Here is a 22,083-nt window from a genome sequence, read left to right on the forward strand (position 1 = left end):
CTTCCGGCTCAGGCGGTTGCGGCGGCGTAGCGGTTGGCGGGGCGGGCGAGGCCCAGCAGGCCGCGCAGGGTGTCGGCCTCGTAGGCGGTGCGGAAGGCGCCGCGGCGCTGGAGTTCGGGGACCAGGCCGCGGCTGATGGCGGGCAGGTCGTGTCCGGTGACGGCGGGCCGCAGCCGGAATCCGGTCAGTCCCGCCTCGGCGAACTCCTGGAGCAGATCGGCGAGTTGGGCGGGCGTACCGGCGAAGATCCGTGCGTCGCTGGTGTACGGCTCTGCCGCGAGGGCGTCGAGACGGGCGCGGCGGTCCTCGGCGGCGGCCTGGTCCTCGTCGAGGAAGACCACGAGGTCGCCGAAGACGTGCAGGAGTTCACCGGCGCGCCCGGCGGCCTCCTGTTCGGCGCGGATCTCGGCGACGATCGCGCGGGCCTGGTCGGTGTCGTGCGGGGTGACGTAGCCGACGTCGGTCTGGCGGGCGATCAACCGGTACGGGACGGTCTGGTGCCCGAGAGAGGTGACCAGCGGCTGGCCCTGCGGCGGACGTGGGGTGATGGAGGGGCCCTTGACGCTGAAGTGCCTGCCCTCGAAGTCGATGTAGTGCAGCTTGTCGCGGTCGATGAAGCGGCCGGTCGCGACGTCCCGGATCTCCGCGTCGTCCTCCCAGCTGTCCCAGAGCCGGCGCACGACCTCGACGTAGTCGGCGGCCTCGTCGAAGAGCTCGGTGAGCCGCTCCTGTCCGGCCGGGCTCTGGAGTTCGGCCAGATTGATGGGCGGGAAGGTGCGGCGGCCGAAGTGGTCGGCCTCGTGCGGGCGGGCGGTGATCTGCACCCGCAGGCCTGCGCGGCCGGTGCTGACGTAGTCGAGGGTGGCGATCGCCTTGGAGATGTGGAACGGCTCCGTGTGGGTGGCGATCACGGTCGGCACCAGGCCGATGTGCCGGGTGAGGGGGGCGATGCGGGATGCGATCAGTACGGCGTCGAGGCGGCCGCGCACCTCGTCGGTACGGCCGTCCAGCTCGCCGTAGCGCGAGGACTGGAGGCCTAGGCCGTCCTCGAAGGTGACGAAGTCGAGCAGTCCGCGCTCGGCCTCGGCGACCTGGTCGGCCCAGTATCCGGCGGTGAACAGGTCCCGGGGGCGGGCGACTTGCTCGCGCCAGGAGGCGGGGTGCCAGCCGGTGCCCTCGAGGGCGACGGCAAGGTGCAGTGGGGAAGCGGGAGTTGAGGACACGAGGGTGCCTTCCTGGAGGTCCGTACGAGATCGCCGGCCCGCGGGATCGGGGCACACGGCGGCAAGGCGACCGAAGGGAGATGGGGGTCCCCCCGGCCGAAGGCTGGGGGAGGTCAGGAGCAACAGAGGGCGCCGGCCACGCGCTGGAGGTCGATGTGGGGCCGGGAGTGCAGGCGGACGCGGCGGCGCGGGTTGAGGGCACGGACGCCGAGTACACGTGTCACGTCCCACACCTCCGCCCGAACGCGCGAACAGTCAGCCTTCGACAAGGACAACGCCACGGCTATGCCGTTTCTTCCAGAGCGGCGGCTCCGGTCGGCCGTACGAGCGCGAAGACCGTGCGGCGGCGCAGGGTGAAGCCGATCGACTCGTAGAGCCGGATGGCATTGGCGTTGGAGGCTCGGGCGTGCAGGAAGGGGCGTTCGCCGCGCTCCTTGATGCCGGCTGCGACCGCGCGGACCAGGCGGGTGGCCAGGCCCCGGCCGCGGTGGGCGGGGTCCGTGCACACGGCGCTGATCTCGGTCCAGCCGGGCGGGTGGAGGCGTTCGCCGGCCAGGGCGATCAGGCGTCCGCGGTGGCGGATGCCGAGGTAGGTGCCCATCTCGACGGTGCGGGGCAGAAAGGGGCCCGGTTCGGTGCGGGAGACCAGGTCGAGGATCTCGGGTACCTCGTCGGGGCCGAGCCGTACGGCTTCGGGGTCGGGCTCGGCGCGCAGACCGGTGTCCACGAGCTGGACACCCTGTCCGGTGCGCAAGATATCCCATCCGGGCGGTGCCTCGGTCACTCCGCGCACCGAGGCGGTGCCGTCGGGGCCGACGAGGGTGGCCAGGTCGGCCCAGGCCCGCGGGTCGCCGGTGTCGGTGAGGGCGTGGAAGGGAGCTACGTCCTGCCGGTAGCGGGCGGCGCGGCCGACACGTTGGGCGAAGTGCGCGTGCGGGCCGGTCAGGGCAGCCCAGGCGGGGTTGTCCAGGAGGTGCGAGGAGGTGGCTTCGAGGCTGGGGGCGGACATGGTGTGTCTCCGGGTGAGGTGCCCAGTGCGGGGACCCCGCCGCGGGCGGCGGCGGAGTCCCCTGTCGGCGGCGGGTCAGGAGTTGTCGAGCGGCAGGCCGGGCGGGTTGACCTCGGACTTGGCGACGGCCTCGTTGGAGAGGTTCCAGGCCTTCAGCCACTTGGCGTACTGGCCGTTCTTGATCAGGTAGTTGATGGCGTCGGCGAGCGGCTTGGCGAGGCCGCTGTCCTTCTTGGCGGTGGCGGCGATCAGGCCCTGCAGCGAGGCGCCGGCGCCGGAGTAGGTGCCCGCGTTGCGCGTCGGGTTGGGCGTGCTCGCGGCCTGGGTGATGTGGTACGCGATGCCGGGGTTGGGCCCGAAGAAGGAGTCGATCTTGCCGCTGTTGAGGGCCAGATAGGTGCCGTTGCGGTCCGGGTAGTACTTGACGGTGAGCTTCTTGCCCTCGCTCTCCAGCTTCTTCTTCCACTCCAGGAGGATCTTCTCCTGGTTGGTGCCGGCGCCGACGGAGACGGTCTTGCCGGCGAGGTTCTCGTAGTTGCCGTCGAAGTTCCACTTGCTGGACTTGAGCACCTCGAAGCCGAGGTTGTCCTTGCGGTAGGAGGCGAACTCGTACTTCTTCTTGCGCTCCTCGGTGTCGGTGACGTTCGAGAAGGCCACGTTCACCTTGCCGCTGTCGATGCCGACGAAGAGGTTCTCCCAGGTGAAGTTCTTCAGCTCGGGCTTCAGGCCGAGCACGGCGGCGACCAGGCGGCCGAAGTCGGGCTCGGCACCGGTGAGGGTCTTCTGGTCGCTGCCGACGTAGGCCAGCGGCGCGAATCCGGCGGGCAGGGCGCCGATGCCGATCTCCAGCTTGCCGCTGCTCTTGACGGACTTGGGCAGTTCCGCGCTGATCGACTTCACCTCGGAGACCTTGAGGCCGGTCTGCTTGGCGGCGCCGTTGGAGAGCTGTCCGACGGTCACGGTCCCGTCGGCGGCGCCGGTCGTGGTGGCCGCGTCGCTGTTCCCACCGCAGGCGGCGAGCCCGGTGGCGAGGGTGGCGACCGCGGTCGCCGCGGTGATGCCGCGTATCAGGCTGCGTCGGGTGAAGTGGACAGACATGGCCGTTCCTTGTCGCTGAGAGGGTGATGAGGTGGTGGCGTGGGGGGAAGTCGTGGGGCGCGGCAGGTGCGTCAGGAGGTCAGAGGACCTTGCTGAGGAAGTCCCTGGTGCGCTCGTGCTGCGGCTTGTCGAGGACCTCGGAGGGCGGACCCTGTTCGACGATCCTTCCGCCGTCGATGAAGACGACCCGGTCGGCGATCTCGCGGGCGAAGCCGATCTCGTGGGTGACGATGACGAGGGTGGTGCCGCTGGTCGCCAGGTCCTTGATGACGGCCAGGACCTCGCCGACGAGTTCGGGGTCGAGGGCGGAGGTGGGCTCGTCGAAGAGGATGACGCCGGGGCGCAGGGCGAGGGCGCGGGCGATGGCGACGCGCTGCTGCTGGCCGCCGGAGAGCTGCCTCGGGTAGGCGCCGGTCTTGTCGGCGAGACCGACCCGGCCGAGCAACTCGCGGGCCAGTTCCTGCGCTTCGGGCTTGCTGAGCCTGCCGGTGGCGACCGGGGCGGCGGCCACGTTGTCCAGGACTGTCAGATGCGGGAAGAGATTGAAGTTCTGGAAGACGAAACCTATCCGGCCGCGCTGGGTGAGGATGGCCCGCTCGCTCAGTTCCTTCAGCCGGTCGCCCTGCCGCTTCACGCCGATCAGTTCGCCGTTGATGCTGACGTGGCCTATCTCCGGCTTCTCCAGGTGGTTGATGACCCGCAGCAGGGTGGACTTGCCGGAGCCGGACGGGCCGAGGATCACGGTCACCTCGCCGGGCCGCACCGTCAGGTCGATGCCGTTCAGGACGCGGTGGGCGCCGTACCACTTGTGCACGTCGTGCACCTCGACGGTGGCGGCCTCGACGTCGGCCAGGGGCTCGAGGGTGTTCGCGCTCATACGGCGGCCTCCCTGCGGATACGGGCTCGCAGGTCGGTGAGACCGGTGCGGAGCTTCTGCAACGGCGTCGGCGGCAGGCTGCGGGTGGCGCCCCGGGCGTAGTACCGCTCGACGTAGAACTGGATGACGGAGACGACGCTGGTCAGGATCAGGTACCAGACCGTGGAGACCAGCAGCAGCGGCACGATGTCGCCGGGGTAGGTGGCGCCCATGGACTGCGCGGTGCCGAACAGGTCGAGCAGCGAGACGTAGAAGACCAGCGAGGTGCTCTTGATCAGGCCGATGAGCTGGTTGACGTAGTTCGGGGTGATGGAGCGCAGCGCCTGCGGGAAGACGATCTTCGTGAACTGGTAGCTCTTCGGCAGGCCCAGGGCCGCAGCCGCCTCGTGCTGGCCCTGGTCGACGGAGAGGATGCCGCCGCGGACGACCTCGGCCGCGTAGGCCGCCTCGTTGAGGCTGAGCCCGATCACGGCGACCACCATGTCGGTGGCCAGCTTGGACTCGTCGAAGGAGAGGAAGGCCGGTCCGAAGGGGACGCCGACGCTCAGCGTCTTGTACAGGGCGCTGAAGTTGTAGAGGAAGAGCAGCACCACGATGAGCGGGATGGAGCGCAGCGCCCAGATGTAGGTCCAGCTGACGGCGCGCAGCACCGGGCTCCTCGAAAGCCGGGCCAGGGCGAGGACGATACCGCCGGCCAGGCCCAACACCGCGCTGTAGGCGGCGACTTCGAGGGTGATGAGCAGGCCGTCGAGGATGTTGGGCCGCAGGAACCAGTAGCCGAAGCGGTCCCACTGGTAGAACGGGTTGGTCGTCAGGCCGTGCACGAACTGGGCCGCGAGGACCAGGACGACGGCGGTGGCGATCCAGCGTCCCGGCCTGCGCAGCGGCAGAACTCGCTGTGCGGCGAGGGGTTTTGACGGCTCGTCGGCGGGCGGCGCGTCGGCGAGGGCGACGGTGGCGCCAGGGGGTTCACTCATGGTGGGCTCCGGCGGAGTGGGACACCCCGGCGGGCCGTGGCAGCCGTGCGCGGGAGCGGCTTGCTCAGCGCACGGGTGTGCAGGGGCACCGGGGGCGGGGAGGACAACGGCACACCGCGCGGGCGGTGCTCGTCAGGGAGTGCGGGGGCTGCGGGGAGGTGTCAGCCCCGACAGCGGGCACGGCCCGGTGCGGTACACAGTGCGCTGCTCACGCGGAGCAGGTCGACGGCACGGTCGGCGGCGAACAGGTTGAGCAGGCTCGCGTACGGCTGTACGCAGCTCTGAGGGCGGCGTGCGGCCGTCCTGGGAGCTGCGTACATGGCGTCACCATCACTGTTCCGGCCCTGGTGGGCCTCGTGCTTACGAAAGGTGGGCAAAGTTAAGACAGTTGCCGGAGGTAATGTCAACGCCGGTCCACCGAGTGGAACGGCTAGCGGGCGGCGTGGGCCGTCCAGTCCAGGATCTGGACAGCGGCTCCGGCGGCCTCCAGGCCCTGGCAGCGGGCGTGGTGGCGGCGGGCGATGCCGTCCAGGTCGAGGTGAGTGCCGAAGGCCGGGTGGGCGGCCAGCCGGCGGGCGTAGGCCCACAGGGTGGGATGGCCGGCGATCCGCTGGACGGCACCGGCGTCCAGGTGATTGCGGTGCACGGTGTCGAGTTGGACGAGCGCGACCCACAACTCGACGTCCGCGGCGGTGATCTCGTCGCGGAGCATGTACGTCCGCCCGGCCAGCCACCGCTCCAGCGCACCGAGCGTTTCGAGCAGCGTCTCGAGCGCCGCCGCGCGCTCCGACTCCTCGCCGCCGGCCGATCCGGCGCGCTGCGCTGCGTCCTGGATGCCCTGCGCGCACATCCGCTCGACGGCCTCGATCTCCGACTCCGCGCCGCACGGGTAGGGCGAGGGCCGGTCGCTGCCGAAGCGGCGGGCGAGGTCGCGCATGATGTCCGGGGCGTGCGTGCTGACGATCCGCCCGGACCAGTCGTCGCTGAGCACGGGCGCGACGGCCGGGCCGGTGTAGTGGTGTGCGCTCGCCTCGTACAGCGGGCGCAGGGCGCAATGGCTGCCTTCGGGGGTGTCGGGGACGGCGGGCAGGAAGGTCGCCGGACAGACGGTGTCCAGGCCGAGCAGGCTGTGGACGACGGCGATGCGCAGGCCGTCGGGACACGCGGTCGACAGATGGAGGCGGTAGCGGCCCGGTACGGCGTAGTGGCCGCTGCGGGCGTCGCTGCCGATGCGGCCGCGGAAGGCGGGCGCGGACTGGGCGGAGATGTGGGCGGCCAGCGGTGTGACGGACATGGGTCTCCCCGGGAGAGGGCGCGGACGTACGCGCGGCGGAAGCGACGTCGGGCAACTCAGCCCTGGAGGCTGATCGCACTGCAGACACGCTGCAGATCGATGTGACGGCGGGAGGTGAGGAGAGGCGGACGGATCACTCGGACGGTGACCGGCTCAAGGCGCCCCATGTGTTTCCCTACCTATTCACTAGGATTCTCCTCTGGAGTGTCGGTCCGGCTCGGAGCCACGTCAAGAGGGCCGTCCCGCAATACGGACAGCGCGGTGGACAACCCCCTTCCTCCGCTGTCACCGCCGCATCGCCGGCCCCGGTGCAACCATTCGCCCCCCGCGTGGGTCTCCTGTGGGTGAACTGGCGTTACCGCGCGGTTCCTTCATCCGTCGCCGATGCTTCACCCAGAGGACCCCCACATGCCGCACAGCTCCCTCCGCCTCCGCCCGCTCCGCCAGACCGCCGGTGCACTCGGCGCCGTCGCGTTGATCACACTGGGTGCCGCGCCGGCCCTCGCGGACGACGGCTCCGGAGCCGTGCTGACGCTGGGAACCATCGCCCCGATCAACGGGGTGAAGCCGGGCAGCACGGTCGAGGTGCCCGCCACGTTCACCAACAGCGGCAGCGCCGCCCTCGACAAGGTCTATCTGTCGTACTCCGTCACCCGTGGCCTCAGCCACACCGAACTGCCCTCCAACTGCCTTCGCTACGAGGTGGTCTCCTTCGACGAGGAGCCGAGCAAGTCCATCGCGGTGTGCGAGTTCGACCAGACGGTCAAGACCGGTGTCGTCTACGCGCCCGAGAAGCCGCTGACGCTCAAGGCCCAGGACCACGCCCTGTACGACAGGCTCCGCGTGACCGTCGACACCGACGACCCCGCCCCCGGCGACGGCGCCTCCGCGCCCGTGCGCGGCACGGCCACCGCGGTGAAGCTGGCCGAGCAGCCCGACACCACCGCGGCCCACCCCGGCTACCGGCCGCACCCGAGCTGGGACGCGCAGGACGTCAAGGTCACCGCCGACAACACCGCCGACTTCCAGGTGACGGGAGCCCGGCTGAAGGGCAAGGTCGGGGACACGGTCGCGCTGACGGTGAAGTTCACCAACGCCGGGCCGGGCTGGGTGCTGCGGGACGGCGACATCCCGGTCACCAAGGTCAGGATCAGGATGCCGGCCGGTACCACGGTGGCCAAGGCCCACGACTACTGCGACAAGGTGGCCACCGGAAGCTACGAGTGCGGCACCAGCGAGTCCTGGGAGGACGAGGGCAAGGGCGAGACCTACACCTTCAAGCTGAAGATCGACAAGGCGGTGCCGCGCTCCAAGGGCTCGGTGGCGCTCGCCGGCGCCTCCCGGCCGTTCGACAAGAACAAGGCGAACGACACGGCCGACATCGCGCTCGACGTCACCGGCAGCGGCGCCTCGACGGGCGGTTCCGGCTCGACGACGTCCACCGGCGGCAGCGGCACCGCCTCCACGGGCGGCTCCGGCTCCGCGGGCGGCTCCACCTCCACCGGCGGCTCCACCTCCACCGGGGGTGGCTCGGCCGCCGGCGGTACCTCCGCCCTCTCCTCCGCCGGCGGCGGCGACCTGGCGAGCACCGGCTCCGGCGCGACCCTGCCCCTCGCGGGCGCGGCCGCGGCGGCCCTCGCCGTCGGCACGGGCGCCGTGGTGGTGGCACGCCGCCGCCGCGCCGCCCGGCGGTAGGCAGCTAGCTCTTCTGCAGGGCGCGGCTCACACCCGCGATGACGGCCGTGGTCAGCACCCAGCCGAAGGCGATCAGCAGATAGGCCAGCCACTGGAGGGTGCCGTTCGTCCAGTACCAGGTGGTGCGCTGACCCAGACCGCCGAACGGGATCAACAGGTCGAGGGTGTAGACGAAGGGCTGGAACCCCGGCCCTTCGCCCGCCTGCACGCGAGTGGGGCTGTGAGCTCCGAACGTCACGGTCCCCAGCAGGGTCAGCAAGAGCAGCCAGACACCCGCCAGCCAGGGCCGGTAGCCGTAGCCCACGGTCACGTCCAGCAACTGCCCCCAGGCGCGGGCCGCGGGCCGCAGCGTGCGGCTCCGGTGCCGCTGCTTGGCCAGCAGCACCCGGCGGGCGTCGTCGTCGTGGCCGACCGTGCGGTACCAGCTCGCCAACTGCTCGTACGGCTGCGGGCTGTAGCCGGGGCTGCGCCGTATCCACCGCAGGCGGTGCGCCACGGAGTCCGGCCACCCCACCGCCTCCCGCCGCTCGCCCGCCACGGCCGTCTTGATGGAGCCGTAGACGAAGCCGTCCAGCTCCACCGTCCCCGGCCAGCTGTGCGCGTGGTCATGGAGGTACGACACCTGCGCGCCCCGCAGGTCCACCGCCTGGGACGGCGGGCGGGCGAGGGTGAGGTCGAAGTCGACGGCCTGCATGAGCATGCACAGCAGGGCCGGGCCGTCACCGTCGGCCGGCCCGTTCAGGACGGCGCCCTCGAAGGTCACCTTGTCCGAGACCCGGGTACCGCGCAGACGCACGGTGCCGTTCGCGGTGAAGCCCCGGGAGAACTCGAGGGTCGAGGCGACGGCGTTGTCCAGGGCGAGGGCGACCCCGCGCGGGCCGGGGCGCTCCAGCTGCGCGCCCTGCATGAACAGCCCGCCCGGCAACTGCGCGCCCAGCAGCCGGACTTCACCGTGCGCGACGAAGCCGCCCCCGCAGAAGAGACCGCCGTCCGTGACCAGGCCACCGCCCGACAGCGCCCACCCCTCGGGCGCGAGCAGTCGGGCCTTGTTGAGGTTCACCCCGCCGGTCACGTGCGCGTGGGTGAGGGACAGGGCGCTGAGCTCCCGGTGGAAGGCGGAGACCGGGCCGGCCTCCACGGTCGACCCCAGCAGGTCGAGACGGCCCTCGATGCGCGCCGACCCGGCTTCGAGGCCGGGCACCCGGCTGCCGGTGATCGCGACGGTGCGGGTCTCGGCCCCGAAGAGGCTGACGTCCTGCTCGAACCAGCAGTCCTCGATCCAGAGGGGGTGATCGATCCGCGCACCGGCCAGGTGGATCCGTCCGGTTATCCGGGCGCCCGCGAGCGCGAGTGCCCCCACCGCGCCGGGCTGCACGGAGTGCGCACCGAGCAGCAGCGCGACGATCACTTCGGCCCGGACGGTCCGCCCGCGCCCCCACTGCCCGCCGCCATCCACACGGTCGTCCTCGGCCGCACCGGACCGCAGATCCACGCGGCGCCCTTCGGGGAACGCGTCCCACAACTGGCGTTCCGGTGGCGTCAGTTCGTCGTATGACAGCACACGGACAGGGTAGTGATCTCTCCTCGCCGCAGGCCTGCTTTCTCCGCACTCCGTGCCGGCCGCCTCGGACGTCATGCGGGCACGTTGACCGCCTCCTCGGCGACCTTGCCGTCCGTGGAGGCGCCGGAGGCGATGCCGTACGTCGGATCCGGCACCGATGCCGGCTCCAGGAGTACCGAGCGGCGGCCGTCGACGCCCACCGGCACGTCACCGTCGATGGTGACGCGGCGCAGGGTGCGCGCGTGCTCGCCGGAGTCGTCGACGCCGTAGTGCTGGGTGGCCCGGTTGTCCCAGACGGCGACGTCGCCGGAGCGCCACTGCCAGCGGACGGTGTTCTCCGGGCGCTCGACGTGCGACTGGAGGACGCCGATGATCGCCCGCGAGTCCGGGCCGCGCAGGCCGACCAGACGCTTGACGAAGCTGCCCAGCACCAGGGCGCGTTCACCGGTCTCCGGGTGCACGCGCACCACCGGGTGGTCGGTGCGGAACTTGGTGGAGGTGAACACCTTGCGGTGCTGCTCCAGTTCGGTGGCGCGGGCCTCGGGGCGCGCCTCCGCGTAGTCGTAGTCGTTGGTGTGCTCGGCCCGCAGGTTGTCCGCCAACAGCTTGAGCGCGGCGGGGAGTTCGGCGTATGCGGCGGCCGTGTTGCCCCACAGGGTGTTGCCGCCGTACGGCGGGACGACCTCGGCGCGCAGGATCGAGAAGGCGGGGTAGGCGGGCACGAACGTCACGTCGGAGTGCCACTGGTTGGCGCGGCCGCCGTGGTCGTTGTCGACGCCGAAGGCGTACTTGCCGTCGACGGAGGGGACCGTGGGGTGGGCGACGGGCTCGCCGAGGAGCCGGCCGAACGCCTCGTGACCGTCGGCGTCGAGGTGGTGCTGGTCGCGGAAGAAGACGACCTTGTGCTCCAGGATCGCGGCACGGATCGCCGCCACGACGGGCTCGGGGAGGTCGCCGCCGAGGCGGACACCGGAGACGACGGCGCCGATGCGGCCGCCGACCTTCTCGACGGCGAGGGTCGCGGCGGGTGCGGTGGAGGTCATGGGAGGGGCCCTTCGCGAGGTGACGGCAGTTAGTTGCTTCCTGAGCGGAAGGAAATCCCGGCAGGTGGGGGCGACCTGGGGAGGATGGGGGTTGGTCTTCCTCAACGAGCTTGGGCGGACCGCCGCACGGCGGTCAACACTCCCCCGGTCCGTTTCACGACCCTGCAACACGCCCGCCATGCCGGCCGTGGTCCCGGCCACTCCCGGTCGCCAAACGTGCCGGGGACACGGCATGTTGGACCCTGTCACCTCCCGCAGAGCGGAACCCGCGAGACCGAGAAGGCCTGCCATGTCGACGACCGTTCCCCCCGCCGCGCGCACCTCGGGCGACGGCCGCCGGGAAGCCAACGCCGCGTCGGTGCTGCGGGCCGTGCTCGACCACGGTCCGGTGGCCCGCAGCGGCATAGCCCGGCTGTCCGGGCTGAGTCCGGCGGCCGTCTCGCGGCAGTGCACCGACCTGACCCGCCTCGGCCTGGTGTGCGAGGTGCCGGAGCTGGTCGCGGCGAGCGGGGTGGGCCGGCCGCAGATCCCGGTGGACCTGCGGACCGGTGGTGCGGGCGGGCCGCTGGTCGCCGGCGTGCACATCGGGGTGCCCGGAGCCGACTTCGGCCTGACGGATCTGCGCGGCACGGTCGTGGCCCGGCAGCAGCTCCAGCACGACGGGACACCGACCGCCGACCTCCCCGACCGCATCGGCCGCGCGCTGGCGCGCTTCATCGCCGAGCGCACCCCGTCCGGCGCCAGGGTCCTGGGGGCGGGAGCGGCGATCGGCGGCTGGGTGGCACCGGACACCGGCACGGTCGTACGGCACGACGCGCTCGGCTGGCACCAGCGCCCGCTGGCGGCCGTGCTGCGCCGGCACACCGGGCTGCCCGTGCGGGTGGACAACCATGCCCGCGCCGTCGCCCAGTCGGAGCTGCTGTTCGGTCGGCCAGAGGCTCGGCGCTCCCTGCTGCACCTGTTCGTGGGCAACGTGGTGGACGCGGCCCTGTCCATCGCCGGCGTGGTGCACAGCGGGCCGCGCTCGGGTGCCGGGGACGTGGCGCATCTGCCGGTGCCGGACAGCCGGGTGGCCTGTCCGTGCGGTCGTGACGGCTGTCTGGAGGCGACCGTCTCCGACACCCGGCTCACCCGGCGCGCGGTGGAGCGGGGCATCATCCCCGAGCCCCACATCGGTCTGCTGGTGGACGCGGCGACGGCCGGCGACCGGCGGGCCGACGCACTGCTGCGGGAGCGCGCGCGGGCGGTGGGCCGGGCGACGGGGCTGCTGCTCGACGTGCTCAACCCGGATCTCGTGGTGATCACCGAGACGTCGAGCACGCTCCAGCCCGAGTACCTGGAGGAGATCCGTACGGCCGCGATCGGCCACGCACACGTCTGCGACGACCCCGACCGGATCCAGATCCCGCACGCCGGGCCGGCGATCCTGGTCGTGGCGGCCGCCACGATCGTCCTGAACCCGCTGTTCAAGAGCCCCCTACAGGCGTTCACGGACACGACCGCAGCGCTGTCGTCGGCGTGACAACCCCGCGTCGGCGCCGGCCCGTACGGACCGCGCCCGCGCTCGCCGTGACCACCGACGGTCACGACGACTTGGCCGTCCCCGCCCTGCGCGCCCTGCCCCGGTGACCGGCACCGCCGAGCCGTGGATGCGCGGAGCGGTGGTCGGCGAGCGGAACCGGACCCAGCAGGAGGTCGCCCGGGCCTGCGGACGACTCGCCGACATGGTGGCCAGGATGGCCACCGGGGACCTCCGCCCCACCCTTCCCCACCGGCAGAACGAGAGGGAGGAGCAGGGCGGACAGGCCCCGGGACGGGTGTGACCCGTCGGTCAGTGCAGGTCGGCGCGGGCGGCACTGTCATCCAGGGCGACACTGCCTGCCACGACACTGTCGTCCACCGCGCTGTCGTCGAGGAACCCGCCCGACTGGTGCTGCCACAGCTTCGCGTAGGCGCCGTCCGCCGCGAGCAGTTCCTGGTGCGTGCCCTGCTCGACGATCCGACCGCGGTCGAGGACGACGAGCCGGTCCATGCCGGCGACCGTGCTCAGCCGGTGCGCCACCACGAGCGCCGTCCGCCCCTCCATGAGCCGCCACAGCGCCTCCTGCACGAGGACCTCGCTCTCGGAGTCCAGGGCGCTGGTCGCCTCGTCGAGCAGCAGGATCGGCGCGTCCCGCAGGATCGCCCGGGCCAGGGCGACCCGCTGGCGCTGTCCGCCGGACAGCTTGACACCGCGCTCGCCGACCATGGTGTCGAAGCCGTCCGGCAGCGTGTCGGCGAACTCGGTGACGTGCGCCGCCTCGGCCGCGCGGCGGATCTCGGCGTCGGTGGCGTCCGGCCGGGCGAAGGCGATGTTCTCCTTCAGCGTGCGGTGGAACATCGCCGGGTCCTGCGGCACATAGGCGATCAGTCCGCGCAGGTCGGCCTGGCGCATCCGGCTGATGTCCTGACCGCCGACCAGGATCCGGCCGCCGTCGATGTCCATCATCCGCAGCAGCAGCCGGGACAGGGTGGTCTTGCCGCCGCCCGAGCGGCCGACGAGACCGATCTTCGTGCCGCTGGACACGGTCAGGTCGAGGCCCTGGAAGAGCGGGTCCCCACCCCCGTGGGCGAAGGTCACCCGCTCGAAGCGGACGTCGGCGGGCCCCGGCAGCAGGGGCTCCGGCGACACCGGGTCGAGCACGGTCGGCGGTACCAGCAGCAGCTCGGTGAACTGTGCGGCCTCCGTCATCGAGCTCTCCAGGCGGCGGTAGATCTGGTTGAACTCGAACATGATCTTCGTGGCGTTGCTGTAGTACGTGAAGGCGACCACGACCGCCTCCACGCCGTGCTCGCCCCCGCCGAGCGCGACCGCGAGCAGCAGACCCAGCACATTGGTCAGTACGGACATCGGCGCGACCAGCGTGTCGATGCGCAGGTTGCCGTAGTCCCACGACCTCAGCGTGAGCCGCCGCGAGTGGGCGACACGTGTGCGGTGCTCGGCGGCCTCGCGGCGCTCCGCGGCGAACGCCCGGACCGTGTCCATGTTCATCAGGCTGTCGGCGACATGCCCCGACACCCGGGCGATCGCCTCCTCCCGCCGGTCGACGAGCCGCTGGCGGCGCCGGATGAGCGGCGCCACGCACAGCGCCGTCACCGCGATCATCGCCAACAGCCCGACGACGAGCAGCGGTTCGTAGCGCCACAGCACCACCGATCCGAACACCAGCGGTACGAGGCTGCCCAGGACGTTGAACGTCAGTGTGTCGGCGAACTCCTCGAAGCGGGAGGCGAAGCTCAGCACCCGCTTGGTGAGCGCCCCGGCGAAGTTGTCGTGGAAGAAGGCGGCGTCCTTGGCGAACAGCTCGTCCATGCCGAGCACGTACAGGTGCTCGATACCGAGCGCGTCGAGGCGGTTCAGGCAGTGCAGACCGATCCGCCACAGCGCCTCCGCCAGCAGCAGGACACCGGCGAAGGCGAGGACGTACGGCAGTGTCGAACCGATGCCGACACCGGCGTTCTGGGCGATCCGGCCGACCAGCTTGGCGACGACCAGTGGCGCGATGTAGTTGATTCCGATGTTGCCGAGTGCCGGCAGCAGCATGCCGGGCACGGCCCACTGCCGTAGCCGGCCCAACTCCCGTCCGTAGTAACGAAGCGCGAGGAGCACGGAGCCCCTGCGCGGAGACACCTTGCTTGCTTGAGGTGATCCCATCCCGATCCCGTGTGGTTGTTCGGCGGGATGGGAGTGTCCCGCGACGGCACCCACGGCGTCCAAGCGTTTTTTGGGCTGATGGGGCCTTCGCCCCATGTGTCACCGGGGATCCGTGGGGCGGGGGCCCGTCGTCTCAATGGTCGTCCCCTCCTCGGAGCATCGAGGTGCCGGGGCCAGGGAGGCACCGTGCCGGCCCTGGCCCCGGGGTTTCAGTTCTCCAGGCGCCAGTGCTGGTTCGCGCCGCCCGCGCAACTCCACAGCTGGATCTTCGTTCCGTTGGCGGTGCCCTGGCCGGCGGCGTCCAGGCAGAGCCCCGACTGCACCGCTGTGATCGTGCCGTCGGAGTTCACGTTCCACTGCTGGTCCGCCTGACCGCTGCAGTCCCAGATAGCCGCCGCGGTGCCGTTGCCCGCTGCCTGGCCGACGCCCAGGCACTTGTTGCCGTAGACGACCAGCTGCTTTTGGGCGGTGTAGGTCCACCGTTGGTTGGAGCCGCCATTGCAGTCCCACAGTTGTGCCTGGGTGCCGTTGGCCGTGGTGAAGTTGTTGATGTCGAGGCAGCGCCCCGACTGCTGGCCGACGATCTTCTGGTTGCCGGAGGGCGGCGGGGGCGGCGGCGTGCTCGAGCCGAACTGGGTGAAGAACTGCCACACCGCCGCCGAGGTCCAGGTGCGCCAGCCGTCGCCGGTGGAACCGTCGATGGGACCGGGGTCGTGGCCCGCCCCGTCGAACGCGGCCCACACGACGGGATACCCGGACCTGCACCCGGAGTAGGTGGTGATGATGTGTGTCAGGCTTCCGTTGGCCGGCTCGGGCGGGTTCTGCGGGGTGCAGCCGTTGGCCCGGACGAAGGTGTCGCGCAGTTCCCGTCCGAGTGAGATGGGCAGCACGTTGTCCCTGAGGCCGTGCAGACCCATGTAGGCGATGGGCTGGTTGCCGCCGTTGCACCCGCTGAGGTTCGCGCCGGAGTAGACGGCCACCGCGCGGAAGACCGTCGCCCGGGAGCAGGCGAGGGCGTACGACATCGCACCGCCGTAGCTGAAGCCGGCGGAGAACAGCTGGGTGGTGTCGACGCACAGGCCCGCTTCGATCTGATTGACCAGCGCGTCGACGAAGGCCACGTCCTGGCCGCCGGGGTTGGCCCAGCCGTTGTCGTTGCCCTGGGGGGCGACGAAGATCGTGCCGTTGTTCGCGTTGTCCGCCAGGCGCCTGAGGCCGTAGTAGGACCAGTTGTATCCGTCGGTCCCGCCCGAGTCGACGTCGTTCGCCGTGCCGCCCCGCCAGTGGAAGCCGAAGATCAGCCGGTAGGGGTGGTTGTTGTCGTAGCCGGCGGGGACCCGCAGGATGTAACTGCGGTTCTGGCCGCCGCTCTGAATCGTGTGGTTGCCACTGGTCAGCGCCGGGGCCTTCCCGCAGCCGGTGCTCGCCGCCGCGGCGGCGGTCCTCGTGGCCGACGCGGCAGTCCTGAGGCCGCTGCCGAACGAGGCGCCCGCGGTTGTCAGGACGAGGAGCAGGGCGGCCGCCAGGGACATTAAGAGCGGTTTGCGTTTCATGCACACCTTCTTCCATGGTCGGATTCAGACGGCGGTGATGGTCCATTCGTTGTTGGTGCTGGAGTTCGGCGTCCACAGCACGGTGGTCGAGCCGTTCGTGGTGCTGCCGCTGCCGTCGAGGGCGGTGCCGGTGCCGCGGTTGACGATCTGGTAGCGGTTGTTGCCGAGGCTGCTGAGCGACCACTGCTGGTTGTTGCCACCGTTCCAGGTCTCCTGCCGAGCGGGAGCGCCGTTGGCGGAGTTGCCCCAGCTGTCGGCGACCATGCCGTTGGTGCGGTTCACGATGCGGTAGTAGCCGTTGCCGAGGTCGATCAGCTGCCACTGCAGATTGGTGCTGCCGTCGTAGTTCCACTGCTTGAGGTTGGATCCCGCGGCGACGTTGCCTCCGCTGTCCAGCACCAGCCCGCTGGTGACGTTGGCGATCTTCACCCAGGTCGTGGAGCCGCCCGGCGCGCCCAGGACGGGGATCTCGCCGGAGAAGGTGAACTTGACCGTGTACGCGAGGGCGTTGAACGGCGGGTTGGCCGAGGGCATGGCGAGGTGCAGGCCGGAGGCGTCCTGGGTCGGTGCGGGCAGGTCGATGTAGGTGCCGGCGGTGTTGTTCAGCAGCTGCGCGCGCGTCAGGCTGCTGAGGTTGATCTGGTTCGAGTTCAGCGTCGCGATGGTCATCGTGCCGCCCTGCCAGCCCAGGGCGGTGGCGTAGAGCACCTTGTTGTCCTTGCTGCGGGTGAACCGGACGTCCTGCGGTTTGCCCGCCACCGGTCCGCTGAACGAGCCGCCGCCCATCTTGGTGGGGCCCTCGCCGTAACTGGCCCAGGAGCGGGTGCCGTAGACGGCCTCTCCGAAGCGGCCGAGCCAGTCGCCCATGGCGAGCAGGATCGACTGCTGCCCGGAGGGGATGGTGCCGTCGGCCATCGGGGCGATGTTCAGCAGCATGTTGCCGCCCTTGCTGACCCGGTCGATCAGCGAGTGCAGCAGGGCCTGCGTCGAGTAGTAGCCGATGCCGACCGTGTAGCACCAGCTGGAGGAGGAGATGCTGTCGTCGGTCAGCCAGTAGGGGGTGAGCAGTCCCGCCGGGCCGCCGCGCTCGAAGTCGAAGACCTCGCCCTTGTTGTCGAGGCCGTCCTTGTAGGTCGCGACCACGTCCTTGTTCCACGCCACGGCCTGGTTGTAGTAGTGCGCGAGGAACTGGAGCCGGAAGGACTCCTGCACCAGGTTCAGGTCGAAGTCCTGCCAGACCAGGTCCGGCTGGTAGCCGTCGATGACCTCGACCAGCTTGTCGTACCAGAGCTTGTTCTCCGCGGCCGAGCCCTGCTGGCCGTAGAGGATGCGCAGCGTCGGGTCGGACTGGGACGGCACATGGTCGTAGAAGCCGTTGAAGTGGTAGGCGTGGTGCAGCGAGGCCATGAACTTCAGCCCCTGCCCGCGGATGGCCTGCGCGTGCAGTGCCACGAGGTCGAGTTTCGGGCCGTGCTGGACCGAGTTCCACGGGTTGGCGCGGCTGTTCCACATGGAGAAGCCGTCGTGGTGCTCGGCGACCGGGCCGGCGAATCTCGCGCCCGCGGCCTTGAACAGCCGCGCCCAGGCGTCCGGATCGAACTTGCCGCCCTGGGAGGCGAGTTTCGGAGCGAACTGCACGTAGTTGCCGGCCTTGTCGCGGGCGCCGTCGATGAAGTTGTGGTACGGCCAGGCCGAGGGGTCGCCGTAGGTGGCGATGTGGTGCTGGTTCTCGGACGAGCCGCCGATGTACATGTTGCGCGGATACCACTCGTTGCCGAAGGCGGGGACGCTGAAGACGCCCCAGTGGTAGTAGATGCCGAACTTGGCGTCCTGGAACCAGGCCGGGGCCGGCGGGTGCTGGTCGACGGAGGACCAGCTCGGGGTGTAGCTCGCGGGGCCGTCGGTCGCGGCGGCCTCGGGGGCGAACCGCAGCAGGCCGAAGGCCGTGGCCGCGCCGGCCGTCGCCAGCAGCCGGCGCCGGCTGAGCGGCAGGGGGGAGGAAGACATGGATGGGTGCCTCTCGGGGGATGACGGAGGTGGTGCGGGAGTCGGTGATCGTCGGCCGGTCACCTGGTTCAGTCACGCGTCCACTTCTGGTTGCTGCTGCCGTTGCAGGTCCACAGCTGCAACGGGGTGCCGTTGGCCGTGCCCGCGCCGGTGGCGTCGAGGCACAGGCCGGACTGGACACCGGTGATCGTGCCGTCGGCGTGCAGCGTCCATTTCTGGTTGCCGCCGCCGTTGCAGTCCCAGATGTCCACCTTGGTGCCGGGGCTGGTGCCCTGGCCGGCGGCGTCCAGGCAGGTGCTGCCGTAGACCCGCAGCTCACCGGACGAGGTGTCCGTCCATTGCTGGTTGCTGCCGCCGTTGCAGTCCCACAGCGCCACCTGGGTGCCGGCGGTGTGCGACTGGTTCGGCACGTCCACGCACCGGCCGGAGGCGGCCCCGACGATCGCGCCGGTCGTACCGCCATCGTTTCCGCCGCTGCCGGGGGTGATGGACAGGTTGTCGAACTGAGCCGTCTCGCCCTGGCTGGTCCCGTAGCCGATCTGCCCGGTCGCCCAGGTGCTGTCGTTCACGGATCCGGCCGTGGCACCGTCGATGACGGCGGTGATGGTGGTGCCGGAGAAGGTGAGGCCCAGGGTGTGCCACCGGTTGGTGCCCAGCGCCGCGGTCGTGCCGCGGGCCAGGGTGGAGACGGTGCCGCCGGTGTTCGTGCTCAGGATCGACCAGGCCCCGGTGTCGCTCACCCGCAGGCGGTAGGCGTTCTGCCCTCCGCCACGGTCGTAGTCGTGAGCGCCCGCACGGCCGATCAGTTCGACGTAGCCCGGCTGTTCGAGCATCACGTCAGACGACACCGTGTAGTTACCCCAGCTGACCTCACCGAGCAGGGCGTGCGGATCGGTCAGCGAGTCCCAGGTGATCGGTTTCTGCGGGCTCATCTGGCGCACGCACTTGCCGCTGCGGCCGCCCCCGCAGCCCACGGCCTCGAAGGCGCCCTGCCAGTCCATGAGGTACTTCGCCTCGGTGCCGGTGGCGTCGGCGTCGAAGGAGTCGCTGTACGGCAGCTTCATCGCGCTCTTGGCGGGGCCGGTGGCGGTGCCCTTGCCCTGTCCGGTCGTGGTGGTCAGGGTGTACAGGTGGCCGGGCTGGACGGTGAGGCTGTAACCGCCGCCGGACGGGGTGATGTCCGTGGTGTGCACGAAGTGGTCGGCCGGGTTGCCGGAGCTGACGTCGGTGGACCAGACATGGACGGTTCCGGTGGACAGCCCCCCGGTGACGTTGATGTTCAGTGTCTGGGCGCTGCCGGCGTCCATCGTCTCGATGACCGTGGAGTAGTCGGAGTTGTCGGTGGACTTCAGCGAGACATAGCTGCCGTTGTTGCGGTTGCCGCCGATGTAGCCGCTGGAGGCATCCAGGTAGTGCCACCCCGGCGCGGCGAACTGACTGGTGTGCGCCATCACCCAGGTGTTCTTGCCGATCGAGTACGCCCCCGACCACGGCTGCGAGGCCAGGGCGAGACCCATCGTGGGGTACGGCAGGTTGGGTGTGAGGGCGGCGACCACCGGCCAGTTGAGGTACGCGGTCATGCGTCCGTCGATGTAGCCGCGGTTGATGCCGCGGGCCATGGCCTGCGCTCCCCCATTGTAGTCGTCCGAGCCGTTCTCGCTCGCCCACAGCTGCTTGCCGGACGAGGTGGCGGCCGACGGCACCGAGCAGTTGGACTGGGAGGACCGGTAGCCGCAGGGATAGTGCGTGCCGATGGCGCTGACCGCGGAGGCGAACGCCGGGTTGGAGTTGATGTCGTTCGCCACGGCCCAGTCCGAGTCCGCCGCGACGATCTTGACATTGCCGTAGCCGTTGCTGTTGAGCGCGGAGCGCAACTGCTGGTACCAGGAGACGTTGTAGCCCCGCTCGTTCCACCCGCCGAGGTAGTCGATGCTCAGCCCGTGCTGCTTGGCGCAACCCAGCCACGAGACCAGGTAGTTGACCATGTCCGTGGACCAGAAGTTCCCGCCGCCTATCCAGCCGGGCGCGCCCCAGGCCAGCCCGTACAGCTTGATGCCGGGGTTGCGTGCCTTGGCCTGCTCCATCAGCCACCACTCGTAGCCACGGTCGCAGTTCAGGTCGGACCGGGTGTGCTGGTGACTGGGCTCCGCCCCCGAGGTGGAGTTGGTGTCACCACCGATCTCCGCCTTGAGGATCTGGAGGGAGGCGCCGTAGCCGGGCTTGAACAGGTAGTCGAGGATCTGGCCGCGCTGGGGCTCGGGATAGTCGATCAGGAGTCTGCTGTTGCCGCCCCCGCCGCTGATCGCGCCGACGCCGTCGAAGGTCCGGCCGCCGGACGCCCCGTTGATCGTGAGGGAGGTGGCGGCCTGGGCCGGCGTGGCGGCCGTGCCCACGAGGCCGGCGGCGGCCAGGAGGAGGCCCGCGAGCACGGCTGTCGGGACACGCAGGCGCCGTAACAGCCGTCTGAATGCTGACACGGTGGATTCCTTTCGCAGGTCGATCGGCGAGGAGCGATGGGGCGCCGCGGCGCGCGTGCCGGCCCGGGCCGGTTCCCGGACTCACCGGGTCAGCCCAGTGACCATTGCTGGTTGGACTGGCCGTTGCAGGTCCACAGTTCTACGGGGGTGCCGTTGGCGGTGGCGGCGCCCGTGACGTCCAGGCACAGGCCCGACTGGACGCTGGTGACGGTGCCGTTGGCGTTCAGCGTCCACTGCTGGTTGCTCTGGCCGTTGCAGGTCCAGGTGATGGCCTTGGTGCCGGGGCTGGTGCCCTGCCCGGATGCGTCCAGGCACAGCCGGCTGCCGCCGGAGTCGACCGTCAGTTCGTGGGCGGCGGTCTGGGACCAGGTCTGGTTCGCGGCGCCGGTGCAGTCCCGGATCTGCGTCTGCGTACCCGGCGTCGTGGACCCGCCCGGCACCTCCAGGCAGCGGCCCGCGCCGACCGCGTGCAGCGCACCGGTGGTGCCACCGCCGCCGCTTCCCACCCCGTAACCGGCGGCGGTGACGGCGGCCTGGACGGCGTTCTCGGTGGCGTCGGAGGGGTAGCCCGCCGTCACCGCGCCTTCGAAGAACTCACCCACGCCATTGGGACTGTTGTCGCCGCCGGTGCCGAGCAGGACCGAGCTGTCGACCTTCATCGGCGAGTAGCCGTTCGGCAGAGGGCCGGAGAAGGTGGTGGTCAGGCCGCCGCTCGTGCCGTTGCCGTACTTGAGAGTGAAGTTGGTGGTGCCGTTGTTCTTCAGCCACGCGCTGACGAACGGGTAGTGCACACCCTGGTTGTTCGGGTCCTTGTTGGAGCCGGTGTTGGTGTGGAACATGCCGTTCTCCAGGTCGGCCTCGACCCATGGGCCGCTTCCGGTGCAGCCGCCGAACCAGCAGGCGTTGCCCCAGTAGATGGCGTTCATGGTGGCGTTGCCGGTGTCGGTGTGGGAGTTCTCGCCGCTGCCGTAGTCGAAGCAGCACCACTGGTTGGTGTAGTTCGACGACGTCACCATGTAGATGCCTTCGGGCTGGGATCCGGTGGGCACGCCGTTCGCGTGGTCGATCCGGTAGCCGACGCCGGGGGTGACCTTGACCCCGAAGACCTGGTGGCCGGCCGCGGTCACCGGCAGGGCCATGGCGTCCGCTCCGACGTCGGACCCGTTCGGGCCTGGGCCCTTCCAGTAGCCGCCCCAGGAGATCGGCATGTCGTTGTGCCTGGCGGTCTGGTCGTAGATCTTCGTGATCGTGCACGACGTGCCCCGGCAGTACGACACCTGGGACGCGGCGTCCGCGTAGCCGCCCGCGCCGAGCACCCCGATGTCGCGGTAGCCGTGGTCGGAGGACCGCTGGATCTGGTACAGCGGCCCGTTGTACGAGGCGAAGAGCGCCCTGGTCGTGGAGTGCGCCGTCACGCAGGGCGTACCGCCCGCGGCGTAGATGTCGCACGGCAGCGACACGTCCGCCGCGGACACGGGCGCCGGTGTGCCGAACACGGCCAGGGCCATCGCCAGGGCGACCAGGAGCAGGACGGGAAACCGCCTTCTCCGGTGGTGGGTTGCTGAGGGGAGCACG

18 protein-coding genes are annotated in these 22,083 nt (G+C 70.7%); 3 read left to right on the plus strand and 15 right to left on the minus strand.

Translation table 11 applies throughout. The features are described 5' to 3' along the window. Positions 1–8: 8 nt before the first annotated feature. From ABT254_RS08095 to ABT254_RS08130, 8 genes are all read right to left on the minus strand, one after another. Entirely contained in the window at positions 9–1,223 is a 1,215-nt protein-coding gene (locus ABT254_RS08095) for an LLM class flavin-dependent oxidoreductase (RefSeq protein WP_351465256.1), read from the minus strand. 113 nt (positions 1,224–1,336) lie between these two features. Continuing rightward, complete coding sequence (locus tag ABT254_RS08100) at positions 1,337–1,447, minus strand: putative leader peptide (RefSeq protein ID WP_351465259.1); 111 nt, start codon at positions 1,445–1,447, stop codon at positions 1,337–1,339. A gap of 59 nt (positions 1,448–1,506) precedes the next feature. After that, positions 1,507–2,232 carry a GNAT family N-acetyltransferase gene (locus tag ABT254_RS08105; RefSeq protein WP_351465262.1) on the minus strand — a complete coding sequence of 242 codons (726 nt, stop codon included), beginning with the start codon at positions 2,230–2,232 and terminating at the stop codon, positions 1,507–1,509. A gap of 75 nt (positions 2,233–2,307) precedes the next feature. Beyond that, entirely contained in the window at positions 2,308–3,330 is a 1,023-nt protein-coding gene (locus tag ABT254_RS08110) for an ABC transporter substrate-binding protein (protein ID WP_351465265.1), read from the minus strand. Between the two features lie 79 nt (positions 3,331–3,409). Further along, positions 3,410–4,207 carry an amino acid ABC transporter ATP-binding protein gene (locus tag ABT254_RS08115; protein WP_351465268.1) on the minus strand — a complete coding sequence of 266 codons (798 nt, stop codon included), beginning with the start codon at positions 4,205–4,207 and terminating at the stop codon, positions 3,410–3,412. Beyond that, positions 4,204–5,184, minus strand: a complete 981-nt coding sequence (locus tag ABT254_RS08120; RefSeq protein WP_351465271.1) for an amino acid ABC transporter permease — start codon at positions 5,182–5,184, stop codon at positions 4,204–4,206. Before ABT254_RS08120 ends, ABT254_RS08115 begins: the two co-directional genes overlap by 4 nt. A gap of 430 nt (positions 5,185–5,614) precedes the next feature. Continuing rightward, entirely contained in the window at positions 5,615–6,478 is an 864-nt protein-coding gene (locus ABT254_RS08125) for a glutathione S-transferase C-terminal domain-containing protein (protein ID WP_351465274.1), read from the minus strand. Positions 6,479–6,534: 56 nt separating this feature from the next. Beyond that, positions 6,535–6,645 (minus strand): putative leader peptide, encoded by a 111-nt coding sequence (locus tag ABT254_RS08130; RefSeq protein ID WP_351465277.1) that lies wholly within the window; start codon positions 6,643–6,645, stop codon positions 6,535–6,537. A 241-nt stretch (positions 6,646–6,886) separates the two neighbouring features. On the opposite strand from ABT254_RS08130, the gene ABT254_RS08135 reads away from it, so the two are divergent. Beyond that, a complete protein-coding gene (locus ABT254_RS08135) occupies positions 6,887–8,173 on the plus strand; it encodes a hypothetical protein (RefSeq protein WP_351465280.1) in 1,287 nt (428 codons plus the stop codon). A 4-nt stretch (positions 8,174–8,177) separates the two neighbouring features. Here ABT254_RS08135 and ABT254_RS08140 read toward each other — a convergent pair whose 3' ends face one another. Then, positions 8,178–9,734, minus strand: a complete 1,557-nt coding sequence (locus ABT254_RS08140) for an oxidoreductase (RefSeq protein ID WP_351465283.1) — start codon at positions 9,732–9,734, stop codon at positions 8,178–8,180. Positions 9,735–9,805: 71 nt separating this feature from the next. Beyond that, positions 9,806–10,777: a TauD/TfdA dioxygenase family protein gene (locus ABT254_RS08145; protein ID WP_351465286.1), complete on the minus strand. Its 972-nt coding sequence runs from the start codon at positions 10,775–10,777 to the stop codon at positions 9,806–9,808. Positions 10,778–11,066: 289 nt separating this feature from the next. Between ABT254_RS08145 and ABT254_RS08150 the strand changes: the two genes are divergently transcribed. Further along, the gene (locus tag ABT254_RS08150; protein ID WP_351465289.1) at positions 11,067–12,299 is read left to right on the plus strand and encodes an ROK family transcriptional regulator; all 1,233 of its coding nucleotides are present in this window, start codon (positions 11,067–11,069) and stop codon (positions 12,297–12,299) included. A gap of 103 nt (positions 12,300–12,402) precedes the next feature. Further along, positions 12,403–12,600 carry a hypothetical protein gene (locus ABT254_RS08155; protein ID WP_351465292.1) on the plus strand — a complete coding sequence of 66 codons (198 nt, stop codon included), beginning with the start codon at positions 12,403–12,405 and terminating at the stop codon, positions 12,598–12,600. Between the two features lie 8 nt (positions 12,601–12,608). Here ABT254_RS08155 and ABT254_RS08160 read toward each other — a convergent pair whose 3' ends face one another. The 5 genes from ABT254_RS08160 to ABT254_RS08180 all read right to left on the minus strand — a co-directional run bounded on the left by ABT254_RS08160 (position 12,609) and on the right by ABT254_RS08180 (position 22,016). Continuing rightward, on the minus strand, positions 12,609–14,471 hold the full coding sequence (locus ABT254_RS08160) for an ABC transporter ATP-binding protein (RefSeq protein WP_351465295.1): 1,863 nt from the start codon (positions 14,469–14,471) through the stop codon (positions 12,609–12,611). 209 nt (positions 14,472–14,680) lie between these two features. Continuing rightward, positions 14,681–16,003, minus strand: a complete 1,323-nt coding sequence (locus ABT254_RS08165; RefSeq protein ID WP_351465298.1) for an RICIN domain-containing protein — start codon at positions 16,001–16,003, stop codon at positions 14,681–14,683. A 45-nt stretch (positions 16,004–16,048) separates the two neighbouring features. After that, on the minus strand, positions 16,049–18,031 hold the full coding sequence (locus tag ABT254_RS08170; protein ID WP_351465301.1) for an alpha-L-fucosidase: 1,983 nt from the start codon (positions 18,029–18,031) through the stop codon (positions 16,049–16,051). 68 nt (positions 18,032–18,099) lie between these two features. After that, positions 18,100–20,508 (minus strand): ricin-type beta-trefoil lectin domain protein, encoded by a 2,409-nt coding sequence (locus tag ABT254_RS08175; protein ID WP_351465304.1) that lies wholly within the window; start codon positions 20,506–20,508, stop codon positions 18,100–18,102. A gap of 89 nt (positions 20,509–20,597) precedes the next feature. Further along, a complete protein-coding gene (locus tag ABT254_RS08180) occupies positions 20,598–22,016 on the minus strand; it encodes an arabinofuranosidase catalytic domain-containing protein (protein ID WP_502971943.1) in 1,419 nt (472 codons plus the stop codon). Between the last annotated feature and the right edge of the window lie 67 nt (positions 22,017–22,083).

This window comes from Streptomyces sp. NPDC001137 (genome assembly GCF_040298885.1).
Lineage (GTDB): Bacteria > Actinomycetota > Actinomycetes > Streptomycetales > Streptomycetaceae > Streptomyces.

Excerpts from the sequence above, each read along its gene's own strand:
- ABT254_RS08105 (WP_351465262.1), bottom strand. The coding sequence starts at position 2,232 with ATGTCCGCCCCCAGCCTCGAAGCCACCTCCTCGCACCTCCTGGACAAC.
- ABT254_RS08120 (WP_351465271.1), bottom strand. The coding sequence starts at position 5,184 with ATGAGTGAACCCCCTGGCGCCACCGTCGCCCTCGCCGACGCGCCGCCC.
- ABT254_RS08160 (WP_351465295.1), bottom strand. The coding sequence starts at position 14,471 with ATGGGATCACCTCAAGCAAGCAAGGTGTCTCCGCGCAGGGGCTCCGTG.
- ABT254_RS08135 (WP_351465280.1), top strand. The coding sequence starts at position 6,887 with ATGCCGCACAGCTCCCTCCGCCTCCGCCCGCTCCGCCAGACCGCCGGT.
- ABT254_RS08125 (WP_351465274.1), bottom strand. The coding sequence starts at position 6,478 with ATGTCCGTCACACCGCTGGCCGCCCACATCTCCGCCCAGTCCGCGCCC.
- ABT254_RS08170 (WP_351465301.1), bottom strand. The coding sequence starts at position 18,031 with ATGTCTTCCTCCCCCCTGCCGCTCAGCCGGCGCCGGCTGCTGGCGACG.
- ABT254_RS08150 (WP_351465289.1), top strand. The coding sequence starts at position 11,067 with ATGTCGACGACCGTTCCCCCCGCCGCGCGCACCTCGGGCGACGGCCGC.
- ABT254_RS08145 (WP_351465286.1), bottom strand. The coding sequence starts at position 10,777 with ATGACCTCCACCGCACCCGCCGCGACCCTCGCCGTCGAGAAGGTCGGC.
- ABT254_RS08115 (WP_351465268.1), bottom strand. The coding sequence starts at position 4,207 with ATGAGCGCGAACACCCTCGAGCCCCTGGCCGACGTCGAGGCCGCCACC.
- ABT254_RS08180 (WP_502971943.1), bottom strand. The coding sequence starts at position 22,016 with ATGGCCCTGGCCGTGTTCGGCACACCGGCGCCCGTGTCCGCGGCGGAC.
- ABT254_RS08165 (WP_351465298.1), bottom strand. The coding sequence starts at position 16,003 with ATGTCCCTGGCGGCCGCCCTGCTCCTCGTCCTGACAACCGCGGGCGCC.
- ABT254_RS08110 (WP_351465265.1), bottom strand. The coding sequence starts at position 3,330 with ATGTCTGTCCACTTCACCCGACGCAGCCTGATACGCGGCATCACCGCG.
- ABT254_RS08130 (WP_351465277.1), bottom strand. The coding sequence starts at position 6,645 with ATGGGGCGCCTTGAGCCGGTCACCGTCCGAGTGATCCGTCCGCCTCTC.